Origin of the sequence: Halomonas terrestris, from assembly GCF_049166755.1 — a bacterium.
GTDB lineage: Bacteria > Pseudomonadota > Gammaproteobacteria > Pseudomonadales > Halomonadaceae > Halomonas.
Genome location: NZ_JBMHFZ010000001.1, coordinates 432,189 through 457,717, shown reverse-complemented (window position 1 = coordinate 457,717; position 25,529 = coordinate 432,189). Strand labels below are relative to the sequence as shown.

Annotated in this window: 18 protein-coding genes; 15 read left to right on the top strand and 3 right to left on the bottom strand. The window is 69.6% G+C overall.

The features are described 5' to 3' along the window. Nucleotides 1–3 precede the first annotated feature (3 nt). From tagH to ACOMD9_RS02065, 15 genes are all read left to right on the top strand, one after another. The gene (gene tagH / locus ACOMD9_RS02135; protein ID WP_421411902.1) at nucleotides 4–1,410 is read left to right on the top strand and encodes a type VI secretion system-associated FHA domain protein TagH; all 1,407 of its coding nucleotides are present in this window, start codon (nucleotides 4–6) and stop codon (nucleotides 1,408–1,410) included. Next, nucleotides 1,407–1,946 (top strand): type VI secretion system lipoprotein TssJ, encoded by a 540-nt coding sequence (tssJ, locus tag ACOMD9_RS02130; RefSeq protein ID WP_421411901.1) that lies wholly within the window; start codon nucleotides 1,407–1,409, stop codon nucleotides 1,944–1,946. Before tagH ends, tssJ begins: the two co-directional genes overlap by 4 nt. Further along, nucleotides 1,946–3,280 (top strand): type VI secretion system baseplate subunit TssK, encoded by a 1,335-nt coding sequence (gene tssK, locus ACOMD9_RS02125; RefSeq protein ID WP_421411900.1) that lies wholly within the window; start codon nucleotides 1,946–1,948, stop codon nucleotides 3,278–3,280. Before tssJ ends, tssK begins: the two co-directional genes overlap by 1 nt. A 3-nt stretch (nucleotides 3,281–3,283) precedes the next feature. Then, nucleotides 3,284–4,126: a type IVB secretion system protein IcmH/DotU gene (gene icmH, locus ACOMD9_RS02120; RefSeq protein WP_421411899.1), complete on the top strand. Its 843-nt coding sequence runs from the start codon at nucleotides 3,284–3,286 to the stop codon at nucleotides 4,124–4,126. A gap of 8 nt (nucleotides 4,127–4,134) precedes the next feature. Beyond that, nucleotides 4,135–6,747 carry a type VI secretion system ATPase TssH gene (gene tssH, locus ACOMD9_RS02115; protein ID WP_421411898.1) on the top strand — a complete coding sequence of 871 codons (2,613 nt, stop codon included), beginning with the start codon at nucleotides 4,135–4,137 and terminating at the stop codon, nucleotides 6,745–6,747. Nucleotides 6,748–6,751: 4 nt separating this feature from the next. Then, on the top strand, nucleotides 6,752–8,347 hold the full coding sequence (locus ACOMD9_RS02110; protein WP_421411897.1) for a sigma-54 interaction domain-containing protein: 1,596 nt from the start codon (nucleotides 6,752–6,754) through the stop codon (nucleotides 8,345–8,347). Continuing rightward, nucleotides 8,344–9,003, top strand: a complete 660-nt coding sequence (vasI, locus tag ACOMD9_RS02105; protein ID WP_421411896.1) for a type VI secretion system-associated protein VasI — start codon at nucleotides 8,344–8,346, stop codon at nucleotides 9,001–9,003. The genes ACOMD9_RS02110 and vasI overlap by 4 nt, the downstream gene beginning before the upstream one ends. A gap of 10 nt (nucleotides 9,004–9,013) precedes the next feature. Next, nucleotides 9,014–10,456 (top strand): type VI secretion system protein TssA, encoded by a 1,443-nt coding sequence (gene tssA / locus ACOMD9_RS02100; RefSeq protein WP_421411895.1) that lies wholly within the window; start codon nucleotides 9,014–9,016, stop codon nucleotides 10,454–10,456. A gap of 79 nt (nucleotides 10,457–10,535) precedes the next feature. After that, on the top strand, nucleotides 10,536–14,198 hold the full coding sequence (gene tssM / locus ACOMD9_RS02095) for a type VI secretion system membrane subunit TssM (RefSeq protein ID WP_421411894.1): 3,663 nt from the start codon (nucleotides 10,536–10,538) through the stop codon (nucleotides 14,196–14,198). Continuing rightward, entirely contained in the window at nucleotides 14,182–14,769 is a 588-nt protein-coding gene (locus ACOMD9_RS02090; protein ID WP_421411893.1) for a GNAT family N-acetyltransferase, read from the top strand. The genes tssM and ACOMD9_RS02090 overlap by 17 nt, the downstream gene beginning before the upstream one ends. Before the next feature lie 30 nt (nucleotides 14,770–14,799). Beyond that, nucleotides 14,800–15,087 (top strand): type VI secretion system PAAR protein, encoded by a 288-nt coding sequence (locus tag ACOMD9_RS02085; RefSeq protein WP_421411892.1) that lies wholly within the window; start codon nucleotides 14,800–14,802, stop codon nucleotides 15,085–15,087. Between the two features lies 1 nt (nucleotide 15,088). Further along, nucleotides 15,089–17,179: a type VI secretion system Vgr family protein gene (locus ACOMD9_RS02080; protein ID WP_421411891.1), complete on the top strand. Its 2,091-nt coding sequence runs from the start codon at nucleotides 15,089–15,091 to the stop codon at nucleotides 17,177–17,179. Next, nucleotides 17,164–17,991 carry a DUF4123 domain-containing protein gene (locus ACOMD9_RS02075; protein WP_421411890.1) on the top strand — a complete coding sequence of 276 codons (828 nt, stop codon included), beginning with the start codon at nucleotides 17,164–17,166 and terminating at the stop codon, nucleotides 17,989–17,991. The genes ACOMD9_RS02080 and ACOMD9_RS02075 overlap by 16 nt, the downstream gene beginning before the upstream one ends. Beyond that, nucleotides 17,988–21,293: a hypothetical protein gene (locus ACOMD9_RS02070; protein ID WP_421411889.1), complete on the top strand. Its 3,306-nt coding sequence runs from the start codon at nucleotides 17,988–17,990 to the stop codon at nucleotides 21,291–21,293. The genes ACOMD9_RS02075 and ACOMD9_RS02070 overlap by 4 nt, the downstream gene beginning before the upstream one ends. Further along, nucleotides 21,226–22,317: a tetratricopeptide repeat protein gene (locus ACOMD9_RS02065; RefSeq protein WP_421411888.1), complete on the top strand. Its 1,092-nt coding sequence runs from the start codon at nucleotides 21,226–21,228 to the stop codon at nucleotides 22,315–22,317. The genes ACOMD9_RS02070 and ACOMD9_RS02065 overlap by 68 nt, the downstream gene beginning before the upstream one ends. Nucleotides 22,318–22,488: 171 nt before the next feature. Here ACOMD9_RS02065 and ACOMD9_RS02060 read toward each other — a convergent pair whose 3' ends face one another. The 3 genes from ACOMD9_RS02060 to ACOMD9_RS02050 all read right to left on the bottom strand — a co-directional run bounded on the left by ACOMD9_RS02060 (nucleotide 22,489) and on the right by ACOMD9_RS02050 (nucleotide 25,523). Beyond that, entirely contained in the window at nucleotides 22,489–23,832 is a 1,344-nt protein-coding gene (locus ACOMD9_RS02060) for a serine hydrolase (RefSeq protein WP_421411887.1), read from the bottom strand. Between the two features lie 358 nt (nucleotides 23,833–24,190). Further along, nucleotides 24,191–24,619 (bottom strand): PPC domain-containing protein, encoded by a 429-nt coding sequence (locus ACOMD9_RS02055; RefSeq protein ID WP_421411886.1) that lies wholly within the window; start codon nucleotides 24,617–24,619, stop codon nucleotides 24,191–24,193. A 145-nt stretch (nucleotides 24,620–24,764) separates the two neighbouring features. Next, nucleotides 24,765–25,523 carry a sulfite exporter TauE/SafE family protein gene (locus tag ACOMD9_RS02050; protein ID WP_421411885.1) on the bottom strand — a complete coding sequence of 253 codons (759 nt, stop codon included), beginning with the start codon at nucleotides 25,521–25,523 and terminating at the stop codon, nucleotides 24,765–24,767. Between the last annotated feature and the right edge of the window lie 6 nt (nucleotides 25,524–25,529).

Genomic DNA, 25,529 nt, shown 5'->3' with positions numbered 1-25,529 from the left:
CCCATGCAAGCTGCCTACTCCCACGCCACCGGGCGCCAGGCCCCAGCCCATACGGCCCTCACCCTGGTGGTCATCAACAGCGAGCGCCTGGAAGGCCGCTCCACCAGCAGCCACGTCTTCCACGAGGCCGGGGGCTTTTTGGGCAGCGGGCCGGGCGACGACTGGTTGCTGCAGGACCATGCCGGGCGCATCCGCCCCGGTCATGCCCGGATCGAGCGCCAGGACGGCCGTTTCTGCCTCATCGACCGCAGCGGCCACACCTTCATCAACCACGCCAGCCTGCCGCTGGGCCGTGACCGGCGGGTCGCCCTGCGCGACGGTGACGAGCTGCGCCTCGGCGAGTATCACCTGCGGGTACACCTCGGCGATCGCCAGGCCGGTCAGCCCGGGGCCCAGCCGCTGACGGCGCTGATCAACGAGGAGCAGGAGGCGCTGGCGGGCCAGGGCTTGCCGCTGGTCCAGGCCTCGCCCTCTGCGGGCCTGGCGCCGCCACGGCACGACGACCCCCTGGAGGCGCTCGGCGAAGCGACACCCGGCGCCAGCCATCGCGACCCGCTCACCGCCCTGGAGCACCGCGGTGACGAAGGGCCCGACTTCACCGAACCCCTGCTCGACGCGCTGGAAGGCACGAGCACGGTGGGGGCGGACTATCACCCGCGGGGCCGGCACGACACGACGCGCACCCAGCCGACGATTCGACGACACGAGGACACCACGGAGATGAACAGGGAAATGGACGAACGGCTGCTGAACGACCTGGAACGCTCGGTCGGCGAGCAACTCGAGGACCGCTGGCAGGAGGCGACACCGGCGGCGACCGGGCATGTCGGCGCGGATCCCCTGATGCGCGCCCTGGGCGCCGACCTGCGCTTCCGCGACAGCGCGGAGCAGCAGGCCTTCCTCGAGGAGGCCGGCAATACCCTGCGCGCCGCCATCGACGGCCTGCAGGCGTTGCACCGGGCCCAGGACGACAGCCGCTACCCGCTGCGCGATCGGCGCTTGCAGCCCATCGAGGACAACCCCCTGCGCCTGGGACAGCCCTACGGCGAGACCGTGGAGACGCTGTTCTCCGCCCGGCGCAGCCCGGTGCACCTCTCGGCACCGGCGGCCGTGGCCGAGTGCCTGGCCCATCAGGGGCAGCACCAGGCGGCCGTGGAGGAGGCCATCGGCCAGGCGCTCCAGTCCATCCTCGACGCCTTCGCGCCCGACGCCCTGCTCAAGCGCTTCCACGCCTACCGGGGTGCCGGCAACCGCCTCGACGACGAGGGGGGCTGGGCCTGGGAGATGTATCGCCACTACTACCAGGAGCTGAACTCCGGCCGACAGCAGGGCTTCGCCAAGCTGTTCTGGGAGGTCTTCGAGCAGGCCTACGACCAGTCGGTGCGCCGCCAGCAGCGGGAGGGCGCATGAGCAGGGTTCGACAGCTGGCCTGGCTGTGGGTGGTCGTGGCGGCGCTGCTGCTCGGCGGTTGTGCCTCGACCCGTGAAGCGGCCGGCAAGACCTGGCAGGTCATGAAGGATCCCGCGATCCCGGTGGGCTATCCCGAGGCACGGCCGACCCGGGTCGACCTCGCCATGGTCGCTGAGCCGGGGGTCAACCCCAACGTCGACGGCGACGGCACGCCGCTGCGCTTCCAGATCCTGCAGCTCAAGGACGACTCCATGCTGATGGCCGCCGACCATGACCAGCTGCGCAACGACCTCGAGGAGGCCCTGGGCACCAACTACCTGACCCATGACGACTTCACCCTGCTGCCCGGGCAGTGGAAGTTCTTCGAACCCTTCGAGGTCGATGAGGAAACCCGCTACATCGGCATCATCGCCTTCTACAGCGCCCCCGACCGGGCCCAGTGGAAGAAGGTGGTCAAGATCGATTCGCAGGGCGGTGACTACCACCTGCTGGTGCACCTGCGTGAGCTCGAGGCCGAGCTGAGGAAGGAAGAGTAATGGCCAGCCGCAACCGAGTGGTATGGAGCGAAGGGCTGTTCATCAAGCCGCAGCACTTCCAGCAGCAGCAGCGCAGCCTGGAAGGGCTGCTCGATGCCCGCCTGCGTGGCGTCAGCCACTACCTCCATGGCTTCCTGATGCTGGAGCTCAACGCCGAGTTCCTGAGCTTCGGACGCATCGCCATCAGTCGCGCCAGCGGGGTGATGCCCGATGGCACCGCCTTCCAGCTGCCCGACGACGACATCGAACCGCAGCCGCTGGAGATCGACGATCCGGGGATCACCAACCAGATCGTCTACCTGGGCCTGCCGCTGGCCACCGATGCGGTGGGCGAGGTGCGCTGGCCCGGCGACGACCTGCCGGCACGCTATCGGCTCTCCCAGCGCGGCGTGCGCGACCTGCACTCCCGCGACGGCGACAGCACCGAGCTCGACGTGGCGCGAGTCGCCCCCCGCCTGCTGCTCGAGCGCGACGATCGCAGCGCCTACGCCTGCCTCGCGGTGGCACGCATCGTCGAGCGGCGCCCCGACGGCAGCCTGGTGCTCGACGAGCAGTTCCTGCCGACCCTGCTCAACGTCCAGGCGGCGCCCTCCCTGCAGCGCTTCGTCGGCGAGATGGCCGGCCTGATGCGCGAGCGTGCCCGCAACATCGCCCAGCGCCTCTCGACGCCCCACCAGACCGGGGTGGCCGACGTCTCCGACTTCATGCTGCTGCAGCTGCTCAACCGGGCCCAGCCACGCTTCGCCCACCTGGCGCGGCTGGGGCAGCTGCACCCGGAGCGGCTCTTCGACACCATGCTCGAGACCGCCAGCGAGCTGGTCACCTTCACCGACGAGTCGCGGTTGCCGCCGGAGTACCCGGCCTATGACCACGACCACCCGGAGCGTGCCTTCCGCATGCTGATGCAGGGCCTGCGCCAGGCACTGTCGACGGTGCTCGAGCCGCGGGCCCTGGCGATCCAGCTCCAGGCGCGCCGCTATGGCCTGCTGGTCGCGCCGCTGTCGGATGCGGGGCTGCTCGACGATGCCGACTTCATCCTCGCGGTACGCGCCGACATGCCCAACGAGCGGCTGCGCAAGCTGTTCCTGCAGCAGACCAAGGTGGCCAGCGTCGAGCGGATCCGCGATCTCATCAGCCTGCAGCTGCCGGGGGTGCCGCTGGAGCCGCTGCCGGTGGCGCCGCGCGAGCTGCCCTATCACGCCGGTTACAGCTACTTCCGGCTCGACCGTCAGAGCCAGGCCTGGGGCATGCTCGACGGTGCCAGTGGTTTCGCCTTCCACGTGGCGGGCGAATTCCCCGGCCTGGAAATGCAGTTCTGGGCGATCAGGAGCTAAGCCATGCAAGATCTTGCCACCCAATTCGAGTCCGACGCCGGCGCCGTGGATCGCCATTCCCCCGGCCGGCACGAGGATCGCATCAACGAGCGGGGGCTCGAGCGGCTGATCCATAGCCATGCCGAGCAGCTCGACGCCGACGAGGACTACTGGTTCCGCCTGCGCGGCCACAACCTCAACCCGCTGGTGGATGCCGCCGGCTCGTTGCTGGGCATGGTGGTGCGGGTGCGCCAGCTCGACACCATGAGCGACATCGAGCGGCTCTACCGACAGGTGGTCGACGAGATCTCGGCGATCGAGATCGAGCTCACCGAGCAGGGCTACGACCGACCGACCCTGCTCGCCTACCGCTACGTGCTCTGCTCGTTCATCGACGAGGCGGTGATGGGCACCGAATGGGGGCAGCAGAGCACGTGGGCGGAGCACTCGCTGCTGACCCGCTTCCACAACGAGACCTGGGGGGGCGAGAAGGTCTTCTCGATCCTCGCCCGGTTGCAGCAGGAGCCGCAGCGCTATCGCGACATGCTGGCCTTCATCTACCTCTGCCTGTGCCTGGGCTTCGAGGGCCGCTACCGGGTCATGACCCATGGCCGCGAGGAGTACGAACACGTGGTGCGCTCGCTCGGCGACCAGCTCGCGGCGCTTGGCGAGACCCCCGACGACATGCTGACCCGGCCGCTCGACAACGTGGTGCCGGGGCGCCGTCGCGGTGGCCGCGGCCTGCCGGTGTGGTCGGTCTTTGCCCTGTTCGCCATCGCCATGGCAGGCGCCTACCTGGGCTTCGCCTGGTCGCTGGACCAGCAGGCGGCCCAGGTCGGGGCCCTTCTCGATCAGATTTACCGTTAGGAGAGACCATGCTCAGGGTAGCGCTTCCGGCACTCATCGGCCGACTCAACGCCATCGCCCGCCAGGGGCTCGAACAGGCCGCGCTGCTGTGCGCCGAGCAGCAGGCCCCGGAAGTTACCGCCGGCCACCTGCTCCAGGCGCTGATCGACCAGCCGCTGTGCGACCTGCGCTGCCTGCTCGACGGCCAGGGCATCGATGCCCTCGACCTGCGCGCCCGGCTCGCCGAGGAGGTGCGGCCGCCGCGCGACCTCGAGGTGGCCACGCCGAGTTTCTCGCCGCTGCTGGTCGAGCTGCTGCAGGACGCCTGGCTGCTGGCGACCACCGAGTTCGCCCACGATGCCCTGCGCAGCGGCATGATCTTCACCGCCCTGCTGCACGACAGCGGCCGTTACCTGGGGCCGAAGAGCGCCGCCCTGCTGGCCGAGATCAACCGCGAGAGCCTGCGCCGCGACTTCGAGCGGCTGACCCGGGATTCCGCCGAGGCGCCCCGGGACCAGGAGCCGGGCTCGGGGCGCCGCCAGCCCAGCGCAAGCCAGGGCGACAGCGCCCTGGCCCGCTTCGCCACCTCGCTGACCGACCGGGCGCGGCGCGGCGAGCTCGACCCGGTGCTGTGCCGCGACCCGGAGATCGACCAGATGCTCGACATCCTCGGCCGCCGGCGCAAGAACAACCCCATCGTCATCGGCGACGCCGGGGTCGGCAAGAGCGCGGTGGTCGAGGGGCTCGCCGCGCGCATCGTGGCCGGCGAGGTGCCGGCGGCGCTGGCCGAGGTCGAGCTGCTGGCGCTCGACCTCGGCGCCCTGCAGGCCGGTGCCGCGGTCAAGGGCGAGTTCGAGAAGCGCCTCAAGGCGGTGATCGACGAGGTCAAGAGCGCCCCGCGGCCGACCCTGCTGTTCATCGACGAGGCCCACACCCTGATCGGCGCCGGCAACGCGGAAGGCGGCGGCGACGCCGCCAATCTGCTCAAGCCGGCCCTGGCGCGGGGCGAGCTGCGCACCATCGCCGCCACCACCTGGCGCGAGTACAAGAAGTACGTCGAGAAGGACCCGGCGCTGTCGCGGCGCTTCCAGCCGGTGGCACTCTCCGAGCCCAGCGTCGAGCAGGCGCTGGTGATCCTGCGCGGCCTGCGCGACGTCTATGAGCGCGCCCACGGGGTGCTGGTCGGCGACAGCGGGCTGCGCGCCGCGGCCGAGCTCTCGGCCCGCTACCTGGCCGGCCGCCAGCTGCCCGACAAGGGCATCGACGTGCTCGATACCGCCTGCGCACGGCTCTCCCAGGCGCTGGACACCCCGCCGCGGCGGCTCAGCCACCTCAAGAGCGAGCACCTGGCCGCCCGGCGCGAGCGCGACCAGCTCGATCGCGAGACGCAGCTCGGGCGCCGCCCGGACGAGACCCACCTGGCCGAGCTGGAGGAGCGGCTGGCCAGCCTCGATGCCGAGCTGGCGACGCTGGAGGCGGCCTGGGCCGCCCAGCGCGAATGCGTCGACGCCATCCTGTCGCTGCACCGCCGGCTGCTCGACGACGCGGCCGACGAGGCCGACCACGACGGCCTGCGGGCGGCGCTGGTCGAGCAGGAGGCGAGGCTCAGCGAGCTGCAGCAGGAGTTCGCGCTGGTCAACGCCAGCGTCGAGGAGGCGCAGATCGCCCAGGTCATCGGCGACTGGACCGGGGTGCCGGTGGAGCGCATGACCCGCGACGAGCTGACCCGGCTCACCGAGCTGCCCGAGACCCTGGGCCGGCTGGTGCAGGGCCAGGAGACGGCCATCGCGCGCGTCCACCGCCACCTGCTCACCGCCCGCGCCGACCTGCGTCGCCCGGGCCGGCCGCTCGGCGCCTTCCTGCTGGTCGGCCCCAGCGGGGTGGGCAAGACCGAGACCGTGGTGCAGATCGCCGAAGGCCTCTACGGCGGCCGCCAGTTCCTGACCACGATCAACATGTCCGAGTACCAGGAGAAGCACACCGTCTCGCGGCTGATCGGCTCGCCGCCGGGCTACGTGGGCTTCGGCGAGGGCGGCCTGCTGACCGAAGCGATCCACCAGCGCCCCTACTCGGTGGTACTGCTCGACGAGGTCGAGAAGGCCCATCCGGACGTGCTCAACCTCTTCTACCAGGCCTTCGACAAGGGCGAGCTGGCCGACGGCGAAGGACGACTGATCGACTGCAGGAACGTGGTGTTCTTCCTCACCTCGAACCTCGGCTATGAAGCCATCGTGGCTCATGCCGACGACCCCGCGGCCCTGGACGAGGCGCTCTACCCGGTGCTGGCCGACTTCTTCAAGCCGGCGCTGCTGGCGCGCATGGAGGTGGTTCCCTACGTCCCGCTGGGTGCCGACACCCTGCGCGACATCGTGCTCGCCAAGCTCGACACCCTGGGCCAGCGCATTCGCGAGCGCCACCGCCAGGCCGAGGTGGTCCTCGACCCGGCGCTGGCCGAGGCCATCTGTGCCCGCGCCACGCGCAGCGAGAACGGCGCGCGCATGCTCGAGTCGGTGATCGACGGCGAACTGCTGCCTCCGGTCTCCCGGGCCCTGCTCGACCGGATGTCGCGTCACGAGCCGGTGACGCGCGTCGAACTCGGCGTCGATGCCGACAGCGGCACCTTCACCGCGGAGGTGGCGTGAAGCCATGGACATGAGGGCGATCGACACGTCCCGGGGCGGGGGCGGCCGGGTCATGGGGCGGGGGCTCGACGGCATGGTCCAGGCCCTGGCGCTGGTCGAGAGTGCCTCGCCCGCCGAGCTGCGCGAGCGCGGCAGCGGGCTGCTGCGCGATGGCTGCGGGCTGGCCTGGGCGGAGTGCCTCTACCTGGAAGAGAGTGGCCGCTGGCTGGGCCGCGATCGCGTCGACGCCCGCCTGGCCTGTGACGACTTTCGCCATCCCTACGCCCACGCCATCCGCCAGGGAAGGGTGTTGCGACTGGGCCTGGCGGAGGCCCGCTCGCGCCTCGACCATCCGGACTTCCAGGCCCAGGTGGCCGCGCTGCCCGGCCGCCTGCAGCTCGAGGTCCGCCCGCTGCGGGCCCTGGACGGCGCGCGGGAGTGGCTCGGTGCCCTGGCCATGGCCGGCGATGACAGCGTGCTGGCGGGCCTCGCGGAGGATGCCGAGTTCGCCGCCTTCGAATCGCTGCTGTGCCGGCTGTGGGCCCGGCTGTCGCGCCACCAGGGGGAGCGCCACCGCGAGACACGACTGCGTCAATCCCTGGCCCAGCTCAGCGATGGGGCTCGCCGTCAGGAACTGGCCGACCGCCTGGCCGGCGACCTGCTGGGCGCCTCACCGGCCATGCAGGCCCTGCGCCACCAGGTGGTGCGCGCCGCCGAGACCAGCCTCGCGGTGCTGCTGCAGGGCGAGACCGGCACCGGCAAGGACCGGGTGGCGCGAGCCATTCATCGGCTGTCCCCCCGCGCCGAGGGTCCCTTCATGGCGATCAACTGTGCGGCGATTCCCGAATCGCTGCTCGAGTCGGAGCTGTTCGGCCACGCCAGGGGGGCCTTTTCCGGTGCCGACCGGGCCCGCGAGGGCCTGATCGGCCAGGCCGACGGCGGCACCCTGTTCCTCGACGAGATCGGCGACATGCCGCTGCCCCTGCAGGCCAAGCTGCTGCGGGTGCTGGAGAGCGGCCGCTATCGCCCGCTGGGGGCGAGCGAGGAGCGGCGGGCCGACCTGCGCCTGGTGGCGGCGACGCATCAGCCCCTGAGGGAGCGCATCCGCGACCAGCGCTTCCGCGCCGACCTCTACTACCGGCTCGGGCAGTTCCCGCTGACCCTGCCGCCGCTGCGGGAGCGGCGCGAGGACATCGCGGTGCTGGCCGAGGCCTTCGCCGCGGATTTCTGTGCCCGGGAGGGGCGCGACGAGCTCGGCATCACCCCGGCCGCCCTGCGCCAGCTGCGCGGGCGCGACTATCCGGGCAACGTGCGCGAACTGAAGAACCTGATCGACTACGCCTGCGCGATGACCCGTGCGGGGGACGATATCGAGCCCGCGGCCCTGCCCGGACAGCCGGAGCCCGAGGACACGGCCCCGGGCGGCGGTGATGACACCACGGCCGAGGCGGCGAGCAAGGTGCACGATCTGCGCCGGGCACTGCGGGACTACGAGGCGGAGCTGATCCGTCAGCGCCTGCTGCTGTTCGGCGGCAATCGCGCCCTGGCGGCCGAGAGCCTCGGTCTGCCCAAGCGGACCCTGGCACACAAGTGCCGACAGCTGGAACTGGATGCCAAATGAGCCTGACCTTCGTGAATCGCCCGGCGGCCTGGCTGGGGCTGGCCATGGGGCTGGCACTCCCCGTCATGGCCCCGCTTGCCGACGACACCACCGGCGAGCTGCTGGAGAGGGCCCGCGACTGTGCGGTGCTGGAGTCGCGCCTGGAGCGGCTGGGGTGCTACGACGCCCTCTTCCAGTCCGCCGAGGACCTGGCGGCCGACGGCGATGCCCGCCCGGCGCTGTGGCATGCGATCACTGCCCTGGAGGCCGCACGGGACGGTGACGACATGGGTTTTCTGGTGCGCGAGACACCGGACGAGGTGCTGATGAGCGTGCCGGCGCTGGGCTCCGTGCCGCCGCGCCCGCAACTGGTCATCGCCTGCGAGAAGTCGATCACCCGATTCCAGCTGCACTTGCCGACAGCCGTGAGCGAGCCGCGTGCCCGGCTGCGCCTGGTGGCCGCCGGCCGCGAGCAGCAGCAGGAGTGGCGGGTGCGAGACGGCGGCCGTGTGGTCAGCGGCGGCCGCGGGCTGCCGGCCATCGCCACCCTGCGCCAGCTGCTCGATGCCGACGAGCTGGTGCTGGGCAGCGACCTCGGCGCGCTGGATGGACTGCGCTTCGAGATAGCGGGGCTGCGCCAGCACATCCGGCCACTGCGCGATGCCTGTCGCTGGTAAGGAGCCTGGCATGGGAATCACCAATGACGCGCACCTGGCGCCCCTGCTGGCGCCCCTGGAACCCGACGGGGTGGGCCGTCCCCTCGACGACAGCAGTGACTACGCCTGGCTCGACGAGGAGATGATGAAGATCGGCTCGCTGCAGCACGGCGAGGTCGGCTGGCAGGGCGCCGAGGCCTGTGCCATGCGCCTGCTCGGGGAGGAGGGCAAGGACCTCAGGGTGCTCGGCCACCTGCTGCACTGCCTGCAGCGCGGGGGCGACGGCGTGCGTTTCGCCCTGTCGCTGCATCTGCTGGCGGGCAGTCTCGAGCAGTGGTGGGACCGAGCCTACCCCTTCCAGGGGCCGAAGGGCGCGCGGCTGCGGCCCCGGCTGTTCCGGCAGTTCACCCAGCGGGCCGCGACCCTCGCCGAGACCCTCGACTTCAGCAACGCCGAAGACGAGCTCCGGGCGTGCCAGGACGCCCTCGAGGGGCTGCTGGCCGCGGCCCGGGACCACCGCTTGCCGGATGACGCCCTGGTGGCGCTGCGCCGCCAGCTGCAGCAGGCGCGGCCCCGTCAGGCATCGTCGGCGGGCACCAGACGCGGCGTTGCCGCCGAGGCGCCCGTCGCCAAGCGCGACCAGGACCAGGCGCCGCCGGCGGCGAAGATGCCGGAAATGCGTCTGGAAGCGGGCAACGAGCGCGGCAACCGCCAGGCGCTGCTCAAGATGGCCGACTTCCTCGACGAGCAGTCGCCGGGGGAGGCGCTGAGCTATCGGCTGCGCCGCCATGCGATCTGGGGTGCCATCCAGGCGCTGCCGGCCGCCCGCGACGATGGGCGCACCGAGCTGGCGCCGGTGGCCGCCGACCGCGTGGCGGACTACCGCGATGCCCTGGCCCGCGGCGGCGACGCCGAGTTGTGGCGGCGCATCGAGAACAGCCTGGCGGTCAGCCCCTACTGGCTCGAGGGGCATCGGCTGAGCGCGACCCTGGCCGAGCGGCTCGGCCATCCGCGCTGCGCCGAGGCGATCCGCGACGAGGCGGCCCGTTTCGTCGCGCGGTTGCCTGGCCTGGAGGCGCTCGGCTTCAACGACGGCAGCCCCTTCGTCGACGACGAGACGCGGCGTTGGCTGCAGAGCGCGCCGGCCGGCGGGACAGCGTCCGCGACGGGCGATGGCGGCGGGGACCCCTGGCAGGCCGGGCTGGAGCAGGCCCGCGACTGTCTCGCCACGGACGGGCTGGAGGTCGCCCTGGCGGTCCTGGATCGAGGACTGGCCGAGGCGCGCTCGCCCCGCGAGACCGCCTACTGGCGGCTGGCCAGCGCCGACCTGCTGCACGAGGCGGGGTTGGCCGCACTGGCCGCCCAGCACTACCGGGCGGTGCAGCACTCCGTGGCGGGCATCGACCTGGAGCAGTGGGAGCCGTCGCTGCTGTCGCGCCTCGAGGCAGCCCAGCAGGCGGGAGGACGCTCATGAACGACACGACCAACGACTTCCAATACCGGCACGACACCGTGCTCGACAACATCACCGACAGGGACGAGGGCCAAGGCTCATGTGGAAAGGTTTGAAGTCCGGGCTGAGTCGCTGGATACCCGGCGCCTCACGCGCACAAGGCAACGCCAATCTGGCCAAGGCGCATGGCAACAGGGCCCAGGGGGTCGGCAGACAGGCGAGCAGGCTCTCGGCCCTGCTGTGGTGGCTGCTGCTGGCCGCCCTGGTCGTGGCGATCTGGTGGCTGGGGCCGATGTGGGAGGTTCGCGGCAGCCAGCCGCTGGGGCCCTGGCTCAACCGGCTGCTGGCGACCCTGGCGCTGGTCACCCTGGGGGTGCTGGTATGGGGCATTCGCCTGGCGCGACGGCTGCGCGAGGTGGACGCCGAGCGGCGCCATGCCGAGCGCCTGCAGCTCGACCCGGTCCAGGCCCAGGTCGAACGGCAGGAGGAGAACCTCGACGCCATCCTGAGGGAACTGGACGATAACCTCGGCAGCGGGCCGGGAGTGCGCTACCGGCTGCCCTGGTACCTGGTGATGGGGGTCGAGAACGCCGGCAAGACCAGCCTGATCAACCGCTCCGGCCAGAACTTCGCCCTCACCCATGTGATGAAGGCCTCCGGCCAGGGCCGCAAGGGCCAGTTCGGCTTCGACTGGTGGATCGGCGACAAGGCGGTGCTGATCGATCCGGACGGCGAGCTGCTGACCCAGGGGGCGCTGGAGGGCGGCGAGCCCCAGGAGTCGCAGAGCCGCCTGTGGGATCACTTCGTCGACTGGCTGGAGCGCAATCGCCCCCAGCGGCCGCTCGACGGCGTGGTGCTGGTGCTCGACCTGGCCCGCCTGAGCGATGCCCGGGTGGCGGTGCGCAAGGCCTACGCCTCGCTGCTGCGGGCTCGCCTGCGCGAGCTGATGGAGCGTCACGGCGCGCGGCTGCCGGTCTACGTGACCTTCAGCAAGATGGACCTGCTGCACGGCTTCGACGACTTCTTCCGGCACTACTCCCGGGCCGCGCGGCGTGCCCCCCTGGGCTTCACCTTCAGCCCCGCCAGCCTCGACAGGCCCGATCGGTGGGAGGAGGAGTTCGCCACCGCCTACGACGACATGCTCGAGCGGCTCAACCGCAGCCTGCCGTCGCTGCTCGCCGAGTGCCGCGACCGCGAGGAGCGCGAGTCGGTATTCCGCTTCGTGCGCCAGCTCGCCGGCCTGCGCGACGTGCTGCTCGGGTTCCTGTGCGAGGCGCTCTCCAGCGACCGCTTCTCCACCGCGGCCATGGTGCGCGGTACCTATTTCACCTCGGTCTACCAGCAGGGGGTGCCCGAGGACCCCTTCGTCGACGCCGCCGCGCGCCGCTACGGCATGGCCGACAGCGTGCAGCCGGCGCACCGGGCGGCCCGCAGCGCCCTCTACTTCACCGAGGAGCTGTTCGACAAGGTGATCTACCCCGAGGCGGGGCTCGCCGGCGACAACGCCCGCGCCGCTCGCCGTCGCCGGCGCCTGCGGCGGACCAGCGTGCTGGCCTGCCTGCTCGGGGGCCTGGTACTGGTCGGCGGCTGGAGCCACTTCTACCAGAAGAACGCCGCCGCACTCGCGTCCGTGGAGGAGAAGGCCCGGGACTTCCTGGCCGCCCAGCCGGGGGAGCTGCGCGGCGACGACCCCACCGGCCATGCCCTGCTCGAGCCGCTGGACCGGTTGCGCAGCGCGACCCTCGAGTTCGGCGACTACCGTGAGCAGCTGCCGTGGCTGGCCGACATGGGACTCTACCAGGGGCGCTCGGTGGGTCGCGAGGTGGAAGGCGCCTATCTGGCCATGCTCGAGTACCATTTCCTGCCCGCCTTGATGGTCGGGATCATGGACGACATGAACCGTACCGAAGCGGGCAGCAACGAGAAGCTGGCGCTGCTGCGCATCCTGCGCATGATGTCCGATGCCAGCGGCCGCCAGCCCGAGCGGGTGCACGATTTCATGGCCCGGCGCTGGCAGCGCGAGTTTCCCCAGCGCGGCAGCGTGCAGGAGCGCCTGCTCGACCACCTCGACTACGCCCTGGTCCATACCGACCTGGAGGGACACGCGGCCGCGGGCGACCGACACGCCGAACTGGCCATGACCCCGCTGCGCGGCAGCCTCCAGGCCGCTCAGGAGGAGCTGTCGCGCCAGCCCATGGACGAGCGGGTCTACGCCACGCTCAAGGCGAACAGCGACCGGCGCAGCGGCGCGGTGCTGGACCTTCGCCAGGGGGTGGGGCCGGCCTTCAGCGCGGTGTTCATGGCACGCAACGACGACCCGGACAAGCTGCGCCTGCCCAGCCTGGTGACCCGTGACGGCTTCGAGGGCTATTTCCTCAAGGAGATCGAACAGGCCACCGAGCTGGCCCTGATCGACCTCTGGGTGCTGGGCCGGCGGGACGACATCGCCTTCAGCGAGGCCGACCAGCGTCAGCTGCGCGACGCCCTGCGCGAGCGCTATATCGGCGACTATCACGTGACCTGGCGCCAGGTGCTGGACGACATCGACCTGGTACCGATTCCCGATATCGACCAGGCCGTGGTGGTGGCGGATACCCTGCTCGGCGCCAGCCGGCCACTGGACCGCCTGCTCGGCGAGATCGCCCACCATACCCGCCTGTATCCCGAACTGCCGGTCGACGACGAGGCGGCTCGGCAGGCGCTGGAGCGCTCGCCTCGCTACCGCCTGGCCGGCGAGATCGAGCGGAACTTCGGCGAGCTCAACGGCCTGATCGACGCCCGGGGGGACAACCCGTCCGCTATCGCCGAGATCAAGACGGCCATCGCCGAGCTGCGCGACTATCTGCGTCAGGTGCAGGGGGCCAGCGATCCGGGGCGTGCGGCCTTCGTCAGCGCCCGTGACCGCCTGGCGCTGCGCGGCGGCGACCCCATTCACGACCTGAGGCGCATCGCCGAGGACACCCCCGCCCCGGTGGACCGGATGCTCGAGAGCCTGGCCGACCAGAGCTGGCAACTGCTGATGGCCAGCGCCATTCGGCATCTCGAGCACCAGTGGCTCGACGAGGTGGTGGCGCCGTACCAGGATCGCCTGGCCGGACGCTATCCACTGGCCCGCGAGGCCTCGCGGGAGGTGGCCCTGAGCGACTTCGAGGCCTTCTTCTCCGCCGGTGGCATCCTCGACAGCTTCTACCAGGACAACCTGCGGCCCTTCATCGAGCAAGCGCCGGAGCAACTGCTCGATGCCGAGGGTAATTCGCTGCTGCGTGGCAGCGTGCTCACCGCCATCGAGCGTGCCGAGCACATCCGTCAGGCCTATTTCGGCCGCGACGGCGTGCTCGACGTGGAGTTCTCGCTGGAGCCCCTCAGCCTCAGCCCCGACAAGCGGCGCAGCGTGATCAACGTCGATGGCCAGTTGATCGAGTACGCCCACAGCGCCAGCAACCGGGTCTCGATGATCTGGCCCAATGCCCTGCGGAGCGGCAACGAGAGCCGTGTGACCCTGGTGCCGAGCCAGGTCAACCGCTCGCCGCGCAGCCTGACCCGCGACGGCGCCTGGGCCTGGTTCCGGCTGCTCGACGAGGCCGAGATCACCAGCGCCAGCGAGCGCGACCTGGAGCTGCGCTTCCACGTGGACGGCGGCTCGATGCGCTATCGGCTGCATGCCAATGGCTCGCGCAACCCCTTCACGCGCCCGCTGGTTGCCGGCTACCGGCTGCCCACCGCCCTGTACGCCGAGGGAGGCCTCGATGCTGGCGATAGTTAAGCGACTGCTCCCCGGCAAGCGCAAGGAGGAGGCGCCGAGCGCCCCGGCGACGGGCAGTACCGCGACCGCGGATGGCCTGGAGGCGGCCGGGGAGGAGGATATCGAGCGCTTCCTCGCGGCGGCGAAGCGCGCCGATGCCCGGGGACACTCCCCCTGGGTGCTGCGCGACGAGGCACATCTGGCGACGCTCCGGCGGGCCCTCGAGTTCACCGCCCATCGCGACCTGTGGCTGCAGCGTGATGGCAGCCACGTGGCCCACTGGCAGGGCCGGCTTCTGGTGCTCAAGCACGGCGAGGGGCCGCCGCTGGGCATGCTGCTGGCCTGCCGGCCGGACGACGAGGCGGCCTGGCAGCTGCGCTTCTTCTTCATCGAGCCGGAGTGGCAGGGCAGCGGCCACGGGGCGCGCCTGCTGGTGGCGGCGCGACGCTACCTGAGCGGCACGCCACTCAGGACGCGCTTGCCGCTGGCCTGCGAACCTGCGGTTCGCAGCCTCGAGAACGCCGGCTTCCAGCGCATGCATGTGAACGCCTCGAACGTGGCGAGTTTCGAGGCGCCGGCCGAGTGGGACTAAGGCCGGGCACCCAACAGAGGAGAACGTCAGATGGGACGCAAGCTCGTACTCGTGGGGGACATCGGTACCGACCACGATGGCTTCCCCCCCACGCCGGTGACAGCCGGCAGCCCCACGGTGACGATCGACGGCAAGCCGGTGGCGCGTCAGGGCGACCCCCTGGCGCCCCACGACAAGCCCAAGCACTCGTCACACCCGCGCGCCATTGCCGAGGGCTCGGGAACCATCCTGATCGACGGCAAGCCGGCGGCGCTTACCGGCCACGCGGTGAGCTGCGGCGGGGTGGTGATCGGCTCGGCCACCGGGGAGGGCAGCTGAGATGGCCAACGCAACCGGACTGCAGTTCACCCTGGCGCTCGCCGGGGCCATTGAGCCCGACCTGGCGGTGGTCGACTTCACGCTGACCGAGACCCTCTCGGCACCCTTCGCGCTGGTCGTCAATCTCGCCAGCCGCGACGGCGACCTCTCGCCCGAGACCTTCCTCGACCGCGAGCTGACCCTGACGATCTGGCAGGACGGCACGCCGTTGCGCCGCATCCACGGTATCGCCACCGAGTTCGGCCGCGGCGACCGCGGCCACCGCCGCACCCGCTACACGCTGACCCTCCAGCCGGCGCTGTGGCGCCTCGGCCTGCGCCACAACTCGCGGATCTTCCAGAAGGTCTCGCCGCTGACCATCATCAACACCCTGTGCGAGGAGCACGGCCTGACCAACGTGGCCTTCGCGGTGACCCGCGAACCCGCCGAGCGCGAGTACTGCGTGCAGTACCGCGAGACCGACCTGGCCTTCATCCAGCGCCTGGCCGCCGAGGAGGGGCTGTGCTACTTCCATGAGTTCGAGGACGCGCCGAACGGCGTCCACCGGCTGGTGTTCGCCGACGACCCCCAGGTGCTGGCCGGCCTCGGCGAGCGCCCCTACCACGGCCGTGCCGGCGGCACGCCGCCGTTGCGTCATGTGCGCAAGCTCCGCCAGGTATCGCGGGTCCGGCCCGCCTCGGCGATCCTCAAGGACACCTCCTTCAAGCAGCCCGCGTATTCCCAACGACACGAGCACGCTGCCGAGGGATTGGAGGAGCATGCGCAGAGAGACGACTACGAACACTATGACTACCCCGGCCGCTACAAGGCGGACGCCTCCGGCGAGGCCTTCACCCGCATTCGCCTGGAACGCCTGCGCCACGATGCGCTGACCGCCGAGGCCGAGAGCGACCTGCCCGAGCTCGCCCCCGGCACCCGCTTCACCCTCGCGGGCCACGATGCCGAGAGTCTCAACCGCGACTGGCAGGTGGTGACGGTCGAGCACCACGGCGAGCAGCCCCAGGCGCTGGAAGAGGATGGTGTCACCCAAGGCGATGCGGCCGGGATGACGAAATATGACAACGAGCTCGTCCTCACCCCCGCCGACACCGCCTGGCGCCCCGAGCCCGACCCCAGGCCCCGCGTCGACGGCCCCCAGGTCGCCTTCGTGGTCGGTCCCGAAGGTGAAGAGATCCACTGCGACGAGCACGGTCGGGTCAAGGTGCAGTTCCCCTGGGATCGCTACGCCGCGCCCGACGAAACGGCGAGTGCGTGGCTGAGAGTGAGCCAGGGCTGGGCCGGCGGCGGCTACGGCAGCATCGCGATTCCCAGGATCGGCCACGAGGTGGTCGTGTCATTTCTGGAAGGCGACCCCGATCAGCCGCTGATCACCGGGCGCACCTACCACGCGGTGAACACCCCGCCCTACGCCCTGCCCGAGCACAAGACCCGCACCGTGCTGCGCACCCAGAGCCACCAGGGCGACGGCTTCAACGAGCTGCGCTTCGAGGACCAGGCCGACCGGGAGCAGATCTGGCTGCACGCCCAGAAGGACCTGGAGCTTCTCACCAACCACGACCGCACGGAGGAGATCGGCCACGACAGCCACCTCAAGGTGCACCACGACCGTATCGCCGAAATTGACAGCGACGACCACCTCACCGTGCGCGGCAACCGCCATGAGCAGACCGACGGCAGCCAGCACCTGATCGTGCAGGGCAGCCTGCATGTCCACGCCGGCCAGGCCTGGCTCACCGAGAGCGGCCGCGAGCTGCACATCAAGGCCGGCCACAAGGTCGTGCTGGAGGCCGGCAGCGAGCTGACCCTGAACGCCGGCGGCAGCTTCCTCAAGCTCGACGGTAGCGGCGTGACCCTGGTCGGCCCCAGCGTGCGCATCAACGCCGGCGGCAGCCCCGGCAACGGCTCTGGCCAGGCGGTGGAAGCGCCGCTGCTGCCGGGACGGGCGGTGCCGGAGAGCCATGCGGCGATACCGCCCACCGCCCTGCCCAGGCTCATGGACTACCGGCTTTCCGAGGCGACGCTGATGCCGCTGTGCGGCAAGCTGAGCGATACCCAGTGCAGCCGGGGAGATTGCCCATGCCTGGCTGGCTGACCCGTATCGGCGAGCGCAGCCGGCGCGTCGATGCCGTGGCGGCTGGCTTCGAAGCCCAGCACCCCGTCTATGTGGTACTCGACCAGCGCCGTGACTCCGAGCGCTGCGCCGCGCTCGTGGGCCAACCCGGCTGGCACGACTTCCTGACCCTGTTCGCCGGCACGCCCCTGGCACCGCTCATCGAGGCGAGCCCCTGGTTGCTCGAACTCACGCTCGGCAGCGAAGCCTGGCAGGCCGCCGAGGCCCTGTGCCGCGAGCAGCGCATCGGCTGGGCCTTCCAGCCGACGCAGGGCGCCCGACTCGATGCCCTGGCCGACCATATGCGCCGCCTGTTCGTGCTCGACGATCCTCTCGGCGGTCAATCGCTGGTGAACGTGCAAGACCCAACCGCCTGTACGGCTCTGCTCGCCGCCGGCAGCGACACCGCCTACGCCCACTGCATCGGGCCGCTCGGGCGGGTCTCCACGCCAACGCCCCAGGGGCACTGGCAGGCCTGGCAGCCTGCCGCCCACCAGGGCGACGCCAAGGCGCCTCCGCTGACCCACGAACTGGAACGGGCCCTGAAAGAGATCCAGCGCGCCTGGTGGCTCAGCCAGGCGACCGACCTACCGCTGCAGGAACTGCCAGACGAATGGCTGGAGCGGCTGACACAGCTCGCCGAGGCTGACATCGCAGGCTGGCGGGACAGGAAGCGCCTGCTGCCCCTGGTTCGCCACGCCGATGCTGCAATGTGGCGCCAAGCCCAAGCCATCCTGTTCGATACGAGCCTCACCGTGCGGCAGAAAATCAGCGAACTGGAGCGCCATTCATGACCTCGAACACAGGGCCCGGCAGCCTGCACGCCCCGCTGTTGCTGCCCGAGTTCCAATCCCCCGCTTTCGATGGCGGCCTGGATGTTCCCACGCCGATGGCCTGCGAAGCGGCCCCCTGGGCCGACATCCTCTATCTCACCGGTACCGGCACCTTCTGGCTGCTCACTCAGGAGGTCGCCGACGCCCTGCACGAAGCCGCCGAGGAGCTCGCCGGCTGGGTGAAGGTGGAGGATCCCATCCAGCGCCTGGAGCACCTCTCCAAGGATGCCGGCGTGATGGAGTGCTTCCTGCCGGCGCGGCCGGAATACTTCCTGGATGAGGCCGAGCGCGAGCAGGCAGGCGAGAAGCTGAAGCGCCTGGGCGAACTGATGCAGGAGCGCGGCGACGAGGAGACCGATCCGGCTCAGCGCGTCAGCGCCCATACCCCGCTGAACGAGAACTTCTGGTTCTGGGTCTCTCCCCTTCTTGTCGGCACCCCGCGTCTCTGGGACCGGGCATGGAACGGCGAGGAGACCCGCCTGGTGGAGGAGCTGCATGAACTCTATCGCCGGGGCATGGAGCGTGCCAGGGAGGAAGGCTATGTGATCGAGGGCGGCGGCTACTACGGCCCTTGGGAAGCGGAAATCGAATCGGCGCTGGAATCCTATCGGCAGTGCCGGGCCGCCGTCATTCAGAAGCACGCCTCCGTCGACCAGCCGGGCGCCTTGCTCCCGGTACGCGAGGCGCTGGTGGAATACCAGGCCTTCCTCGCCGACTGCGAATCGATGTCGCCCAGGGACTCGTCGCGCTGCGCCGTCATCGGCGATTTCGTTAGTAGCGAGGCCGACCGACTCGATGCCGACCTGCGAGCCTACTGCGACAGCATTCTCGCGCTTGCCACCCTGGGGGTCGCCACGCCGGAGTGGGCCCTGGCCGCTGCGCCGCTGAGCGGATCCCCCGCCGGGCTGGAGCGCGGCATCGAGGCCTTCGATCACTACAACCGCGTGCTGCAGCAAGCCGCGGACCTGTTCGGCGAGGTGGAAGCGAAACTCGGGCAGTGGGCCACGGCCACCGCGCATCGCTCGGCACTGCCGATTCACCTCTTTCAGGAAGAGCGCGAGGCCTTCAACCGGCTGGTGGCGCAGCTGGATGTGCTCTATCAACTGGCCGAGACGCAGGTGGCCCGCATGCGCCCCCAGCGGGTGCTGTTCTGGCAAGCGGACATCAGCGACCAGCGCCATGCCCTGGGCTACCGCCGCCAGAGCATCGACGTGCTGGTCCGCAAGGACTTCCCGCTGCGCGAATTCAGCTCGCCCCGCGCCGAGCAGGCGTTGAGCCATGTCAGTCTGCGCCACCTGCTGCGCGACGTGCGTGACGGGGAACGCCCGGCGCTGCTGCGCGACCTGGAGCAGGATGGCGTGCTGCCCGCCACGCTCTGGGAGGCCAACGAAACCGCCCTCTCCAACTGGCTGGCACGACGCGGCTGCGAACGCATCGAACGACGCGCCGACTGGTTCGAGGAGCGCCTGGGCTTCTTCGTGCCCGACGCTTTCTTCGACTATCTCGACGCCCAAGGGTATGAGGTGCAGTCTCTCAAGCAAGAAAGCGCCAAGAGCGCCTGGGCGGAGACATTGCAGCGCATCCTGTTCACCGGCCCCAGCCGTGAGCGCCTGCGCCTGTTCGATGCCAGCGCCCAGGCGCAGATGCTGCGCCTGGTGGGCACGCCCCACGCCACGCTGAACGATGCGCTGGGTGTCCACCTTGACGAACCGGTGACCCTGATCGAGCGCGAGGCTTCGCTGCAGCTCTTCGAGTGGGAAGAAAGATCTAAGGCGGAAGGCTCGGCATCGGCGCAAGTGCGGCAGCGTCGCGAAGTCGCCGGAGAACTTAACATCGGCGGCCCTCGCCACGGCCCCTGGCGTGCCACCGAGGGGGCAAGGGGCACGCCGCACCCCAGCGCCGGGGCCAAGTACCAATTGGAGTTGAAAGGCACCTACAGCCTGGCGCGTGGCGAAATCAGCCTGGGCACGCTGCACCTTCCCCACGAACGCGATGCCACGCCATTCGCCGCGGTACTGACGCAACGCGAGAACGAGCTACGCGACCTTGGCTGCTACTCGCTGCAAGTCGCGGCGGTCGCCAAGGGGTTCGCCGGTGCCGCCCTGGCGCTGACGGCCGAAACCGGGCTGGGCTTCGATCACAACGGCGTCAAGCTCACCGGGCTCGAGTGGGCCCAGCGCGAGGCGCAGGGGGCCACGTTCAAGGCCTTCGCCGGTGCCACGGTTGGGGTCAACACGCGCTGCAGCATGCGCTGGCAGCCGCCTGACGATATCACCCGCCAGCTGCCCCAGTTGGCCGATCGCGACTGGCTGACCCTGAGCAACCAGCAGGCCGAACTCACCGCCTGGCGCCCCCTCGGCCATGCCGTGCTGGGGCTGGAAGCCGCCGGCGGGATAGGCGGCGAGCTCGGCCTGCGCCTGGGCATTCACCAGGGCAAGTTCGTGGCCTACTTCAAGGGCAAGGTCGTGGCGGGCAAGGGCGTAGGCGGCCAGATCGCCATGGAGCTCGACCTGCAGCAGCTCAACTTGTGGATGATGATGCTCAGCCAGGCGCTGCGCGACAACGACTACGCCTTCGTCGACTGGGTCGACCGCGACGCCTTCGAGGGCATGAGCCGCCTCGCCTACCTGGCGACCACCACCCTGCTCGACGTGGGCCTGCTCGCCGCCCGGGGCCTGGACGGCATCCAGCGCCTCTACGACCTGATGACGCAAAGCGACCGGGCAGGGGTAATTGCTTATGCGATTGTCGATGCCGTGAGTAACCCTCAACAGGCGCCACAGCTAGCTGCTTGGGTAAGGAACCTGTATCCGGAAGCACTGGGGCCGTTACTGAATACGCTGGCGACCCCACCCGGCTGGCGCGGTTATACCGTCGACGACGAGCACTTCGACCGGAACCAGGCCACCGACCTGCAGCAGATCGCCATCGCCAACTGCCTGGGGTGGCTGGAAGAAGGGTATATTGCCAGCGGCCACTACGACTTTGCCAAGGCCCAGCACCTGTTCGAGCGCGCGGTGGCTCGGATGTCACTGGATGGCACCTACGACGAGGCGCGCGGTTGGGGTGTGGCCTACTGCCATAACCGGTATCGGCTGGACCAATTTATGGAGCAGGTAAGAACTGAGAGCGATCCGGCAAATAGATCCCGTGATAGGTATCGCCTTATCGCTAACCGATTAGGCGCAGAAGTCGATGACCGATGCCAACTACGCACATCGCCCAGAGGGACCTATGCCGTTTATGCAGATATGGACAGTTAATCTTATGCGCAAGACAGTAAAAGCCAGCCTGCTGATGGCAGTGTTGAGCTTACCTATTGCCGCTTGGGCCCTGGAGCCCGAGGTGCAGGCCGCCAAGGACGAGGGGATGCGACTTTATAACATTGGCCACTCGACAGCGGCCCTCTCCTATCTGCAACAAGCAGCGGAAGCAGGCGATGTCGATGCCATGTATTACATGGGAGAGACGGAGCGGCGACAGCATATGATGGGTCTGACCCGAGAAGCCATGGCGTGGTATTTGCGGGCTGCTGAGCATGGCGACCCTTATGCCATGCTGCAATTGTTTAGAGGAGGTGCCTGTATTGCCGGCGATAGATGTCCCGAGGGCAGCGACGGATGGCGTGAGGCAGCGCTAGAGATCACGTTACCCAAAGCCGAGGCCGGCGACCCCGATGCCATGCTGGCGCTGTACCACATCTACGCCCATCTCGACGCCTCTCGATTAACGGGGGTTTACAACATGCTGGGCATTCCCACTCGAGCAGGCAAATGGTTGAAGCGTGCCGCCGGAGCGGGACTACCGGAAGCCCAAGCCCTCTGGGGCCAGCAAATCAGGGGGGGGCGCGGCTGGTACTTTACCAATGGCCGCCGCCTGGCTGCGGCAGAAGAATGGTTTCGTCGAGCGGCTGAGCAAGGGTATGTGCCCGGAATGAGCGGCCTTGCTCATGCACTCATTGCTCAAGAGCGCTATGACGAAGCCTGGGAATGGATGCAAATTGCATCTGAGCATGGTCATGTTGAGCAGCGGTTTGGGGTGGGATGGTGCTATCTAGATCCACAAAGAGATGGCAGGTGTCGAAATGAAGTAGATAAAGTGAAAGGCTGGGCAATTCTATATTCACTCGCAGTCGAGACGCATTATGACTTGTATAAGTGGGCAGTGCGAGATCATCGGGATGAGCTTACTGAGGAAGAAGTCGAAGAAGCTGAGGCATTAGCTGAGGCTGAGTGGATCGGTCGACAACCCCCACTCTCCAACTTCCCACCTCGCTTTGGCTACTGACCCGTCATCCTGACACTGGGGGCCCTTGAGCTGCTGGCCCTGCCCGCCCACGCCTGAGCCCTGGAGCCCTGGAGCCCTGGAGCCCTGGAGCCCTTGGAGCCCAAGACGCAAGCCGCCAGGGACGAGGGCATGCGGCTGCGGGGTATCCCAGAGCGGATCGAGATGCAGCCCCTAGTACCCGGCGTTGATCACCATGCAGTCCATGCCTTCCTGTACCAGGCTGCGGCAGGCGCGGTAGGCCTGGTTCTCGTCGAGGTTGACCAGGCGGGCGCGGAAGATCTTCTGCGGCCCGGCGGTCTCGTCCACGTCGATACGCGCCCCGGTCAGTTCGCTGGTCAGGCGGCTGGCGGCGCGGCTGGCCAGGCTGCGGGCGTTGTCGGCATTGCTGAAGGCCCCTACCTGCACGCCCCAGCCTCCGCTCGGCCCCATCGGCTCGAGGCGGTGCACCACCCGCTCGGGGCCGGTGGAGGTCGGCTGCTCGGAGCGGGCGATCAGCTCGCGAATGGGGTCTTCCGCGGAGCCCTGCTCGGTACCCGAGCGCACGGCCGGGGGCGCCGAGCTGGCCGCCTGGCTATCGATGGTGGAGGTCTCCAGGCTGGCCAGCAGGGTTGATGATGTCTGCCCGCTGGGTGTTGCGGGGGTCTCCGGTGCCTGCATGCCACCGCTGTTGGCCATGAAGTCGCCGGAGAAGTCAGACTGCGCGATCCAGTCGCCACGCCCCAGCAGCGACGCGCGCACGAAGCCGCGGTCAAGCAGGTCGGCCATGTGGGCATCACGGGACTGGGCGGTGAAGCCCCCCATCACCACCGAGAGAATCCGGCGTCCATCGCGTACCGCCGAGGTGGCGACATTGAAGCCGGAGGCGCGAATGAAGCCGGTCTTGAGGCCATCGGCACCGGCATAGTTGCGCACGAGCCGGTTGTGGCTGGTGTGGGTGGTGCCGCGATAGGTGAAGCTCTGGGTGGAGAAGTAGTGGTAGTACTGCGGAAAGTCCTGCATCAGGCGGATCGACAGGGCCGCCATGTCCCGCGCGGTCGTGGTCTGGGCGCTGTCCGGCAGGCCCGAGGCGTTGCGGAACTGGGTGACCGGCATGCCGAGCTCGCGGGCCTTGGCGGTCATCATCTGGCCGAACTGACGTTCGCTGCCCCCCAGCGCCTCGGCGACCACCACGGCCACATCGTTGGCCGAACGTACCACCAGGGCGAGGATGGCATCCTTCACCGCGATGCTGGAGCCGGCCTTGAGCCACAGCTTCGAGGCCGGCATGGCCGCCGCCTGGGCCGACACCGGCAGCTCCTGGTGCAGGCTCATGGAGCCGTTCTCGAGCGCCTCGAACAGCAGGTAGAGCGTCATCATCTTGGTGAGTGACGCCGGATAGCGGGTTTCGTCGGCATTGGCGGCGTGCAGTACCTCGCCGCTCTCGACGTCGACCACGATCGCCGCATAGCGCGGATTGGCCTGGGCCGTCGTGGCGATGGACAGGGCCAGGCACACCAGCAGCACGAATGCCACCATGCCATGGCGCCGTATTGTGGTTATGGTTGCGGTCACCATATGCGTTCCCTCTGAATTCCCCTGCGAGCCCGAAAGGCGGCTTCTCATAGAGCATTATGAACAGGATTTCCGCACTGTACAGGACGCTAACCCCGGAACAGGGACTGTTTTTGCCGGTTTCATTGCGCCATGCGTCGTTGCCGGACCGGGAAACGACCCGGCAGCGCCTTCCAGGCCACCCTTCCGGCAAGCCAGCGGCACCTGCGGAGCGTACCAGTCGAACCCCGGATCGGTCACCATGCAACGGGGCGCGGAACCTCCGGTGGCGACAGGGCCAGCGGGCCGGGAGACTCTCGGCCATTGCCGCCCTCGAACGCCCTCAGGAATCATCCTCGAGCGTCAGCAGCACCTCGTAGCGGTAGTCGCGTTCGAGGCAGCTGAACGCCGAGCGACACGCATGGGGATTGGTGACCAGCAGGTACCAGGTGCCGGCCGCCAGGCGTTTCTCGATCCGGAAGTTGCTGTCGGCGCCGCTGGTCCAGTCGCGTGCCACCAACTGCCCCTCGCTGTCGAGCAGTTGCCCCGCGGGAGACACGAACCCCACATCCGCGGGAAAGGTCAGGCTCTCCAGCACCACCCGGGCGGGCGCCTCCAGGGTGAAGGTGAAATAGCGCTGCCCCGCCATCATCACCTGGTGGGGTCGGCCGGGAACCAGCTCGGTGGCGCCATCCCTCGGATCATGCACGCTGGCACAGCCGGCCAGCAGCATCAGGGAGATGGCCAGCAGGAAAGACGCGAAGCGGCGCATGGCAGGACCCTCCTTCTGCAGGCACGATCCGCGCTGCCGCCTGCGTCCGCTGGCGGAAGCACGGTACCCGGGGAGTCATCTTGCGCCCAGCATGCCGCATCGGGAACCCCCGGCAACGCCCGGGTCGGAGGGAACACGCTCGGCATCACCCCGTCAGCCGCTGCACTCCCAGCCAGATCAGCCGCAGGGCGAGCAGGCTCAGCACCCACTTGAAGATGGCATCGAAGCGGTGATCGCTGAGCCGGTGCAGCAACCGCAGGCCGAGCCAGGTCCCCAGGAAGCCGGCAGCCACCATGGCCAGCATCAGCCCCACCCAGTCGCGAAACACGAAGCCGGCCACGCCGAAGACGAAGGCCTTGGTGAGATGCTGGCTGGTCATGCAGGCCGAAAACGTGGCCACCCGCGGCAGGCGCTGGGTAAGGCCCTGCTTGATGAAGGCCGCCACCAGGGGGCCGCTGGCCCCCACCAGGCTGGAGAGGAAGGTGGTGACGGCTCCCGCCACCAGGGTGCCGGCACGCCCCACGGCTCGCCTGGGCCAGCCCGGGCCCCAGCAGGCATAGAGCACGAAGCCCGCGATGCACAGCTCGAGCACACCCGCCGGCAACCGCACCAGCAGCCAGGCGGCTGCCAGTGCGCCCAGCACCACCCCGGGCAGGAAGGCGGCCAGGATGCCACGGTCGAGGTGGCGCCAGGTGAGCGCCGCCCGGCTGGCATTGGAGCCCAGCTGTACCATGCCGTGCACCGGGATCAGCGCCGCCGCGGGCATCACCTGGGCCATGGTCATGATCAGCAGGGTACCGCCACCGATGCCCGCGGCGGCCGAGATCCCCGAGGTCAGGGCGGAGAGCGCCACCAGCCCCAGGTTGACGGCGCTCGGCAACGGCGACAGTGCGTCAAGGAGCATGACGGC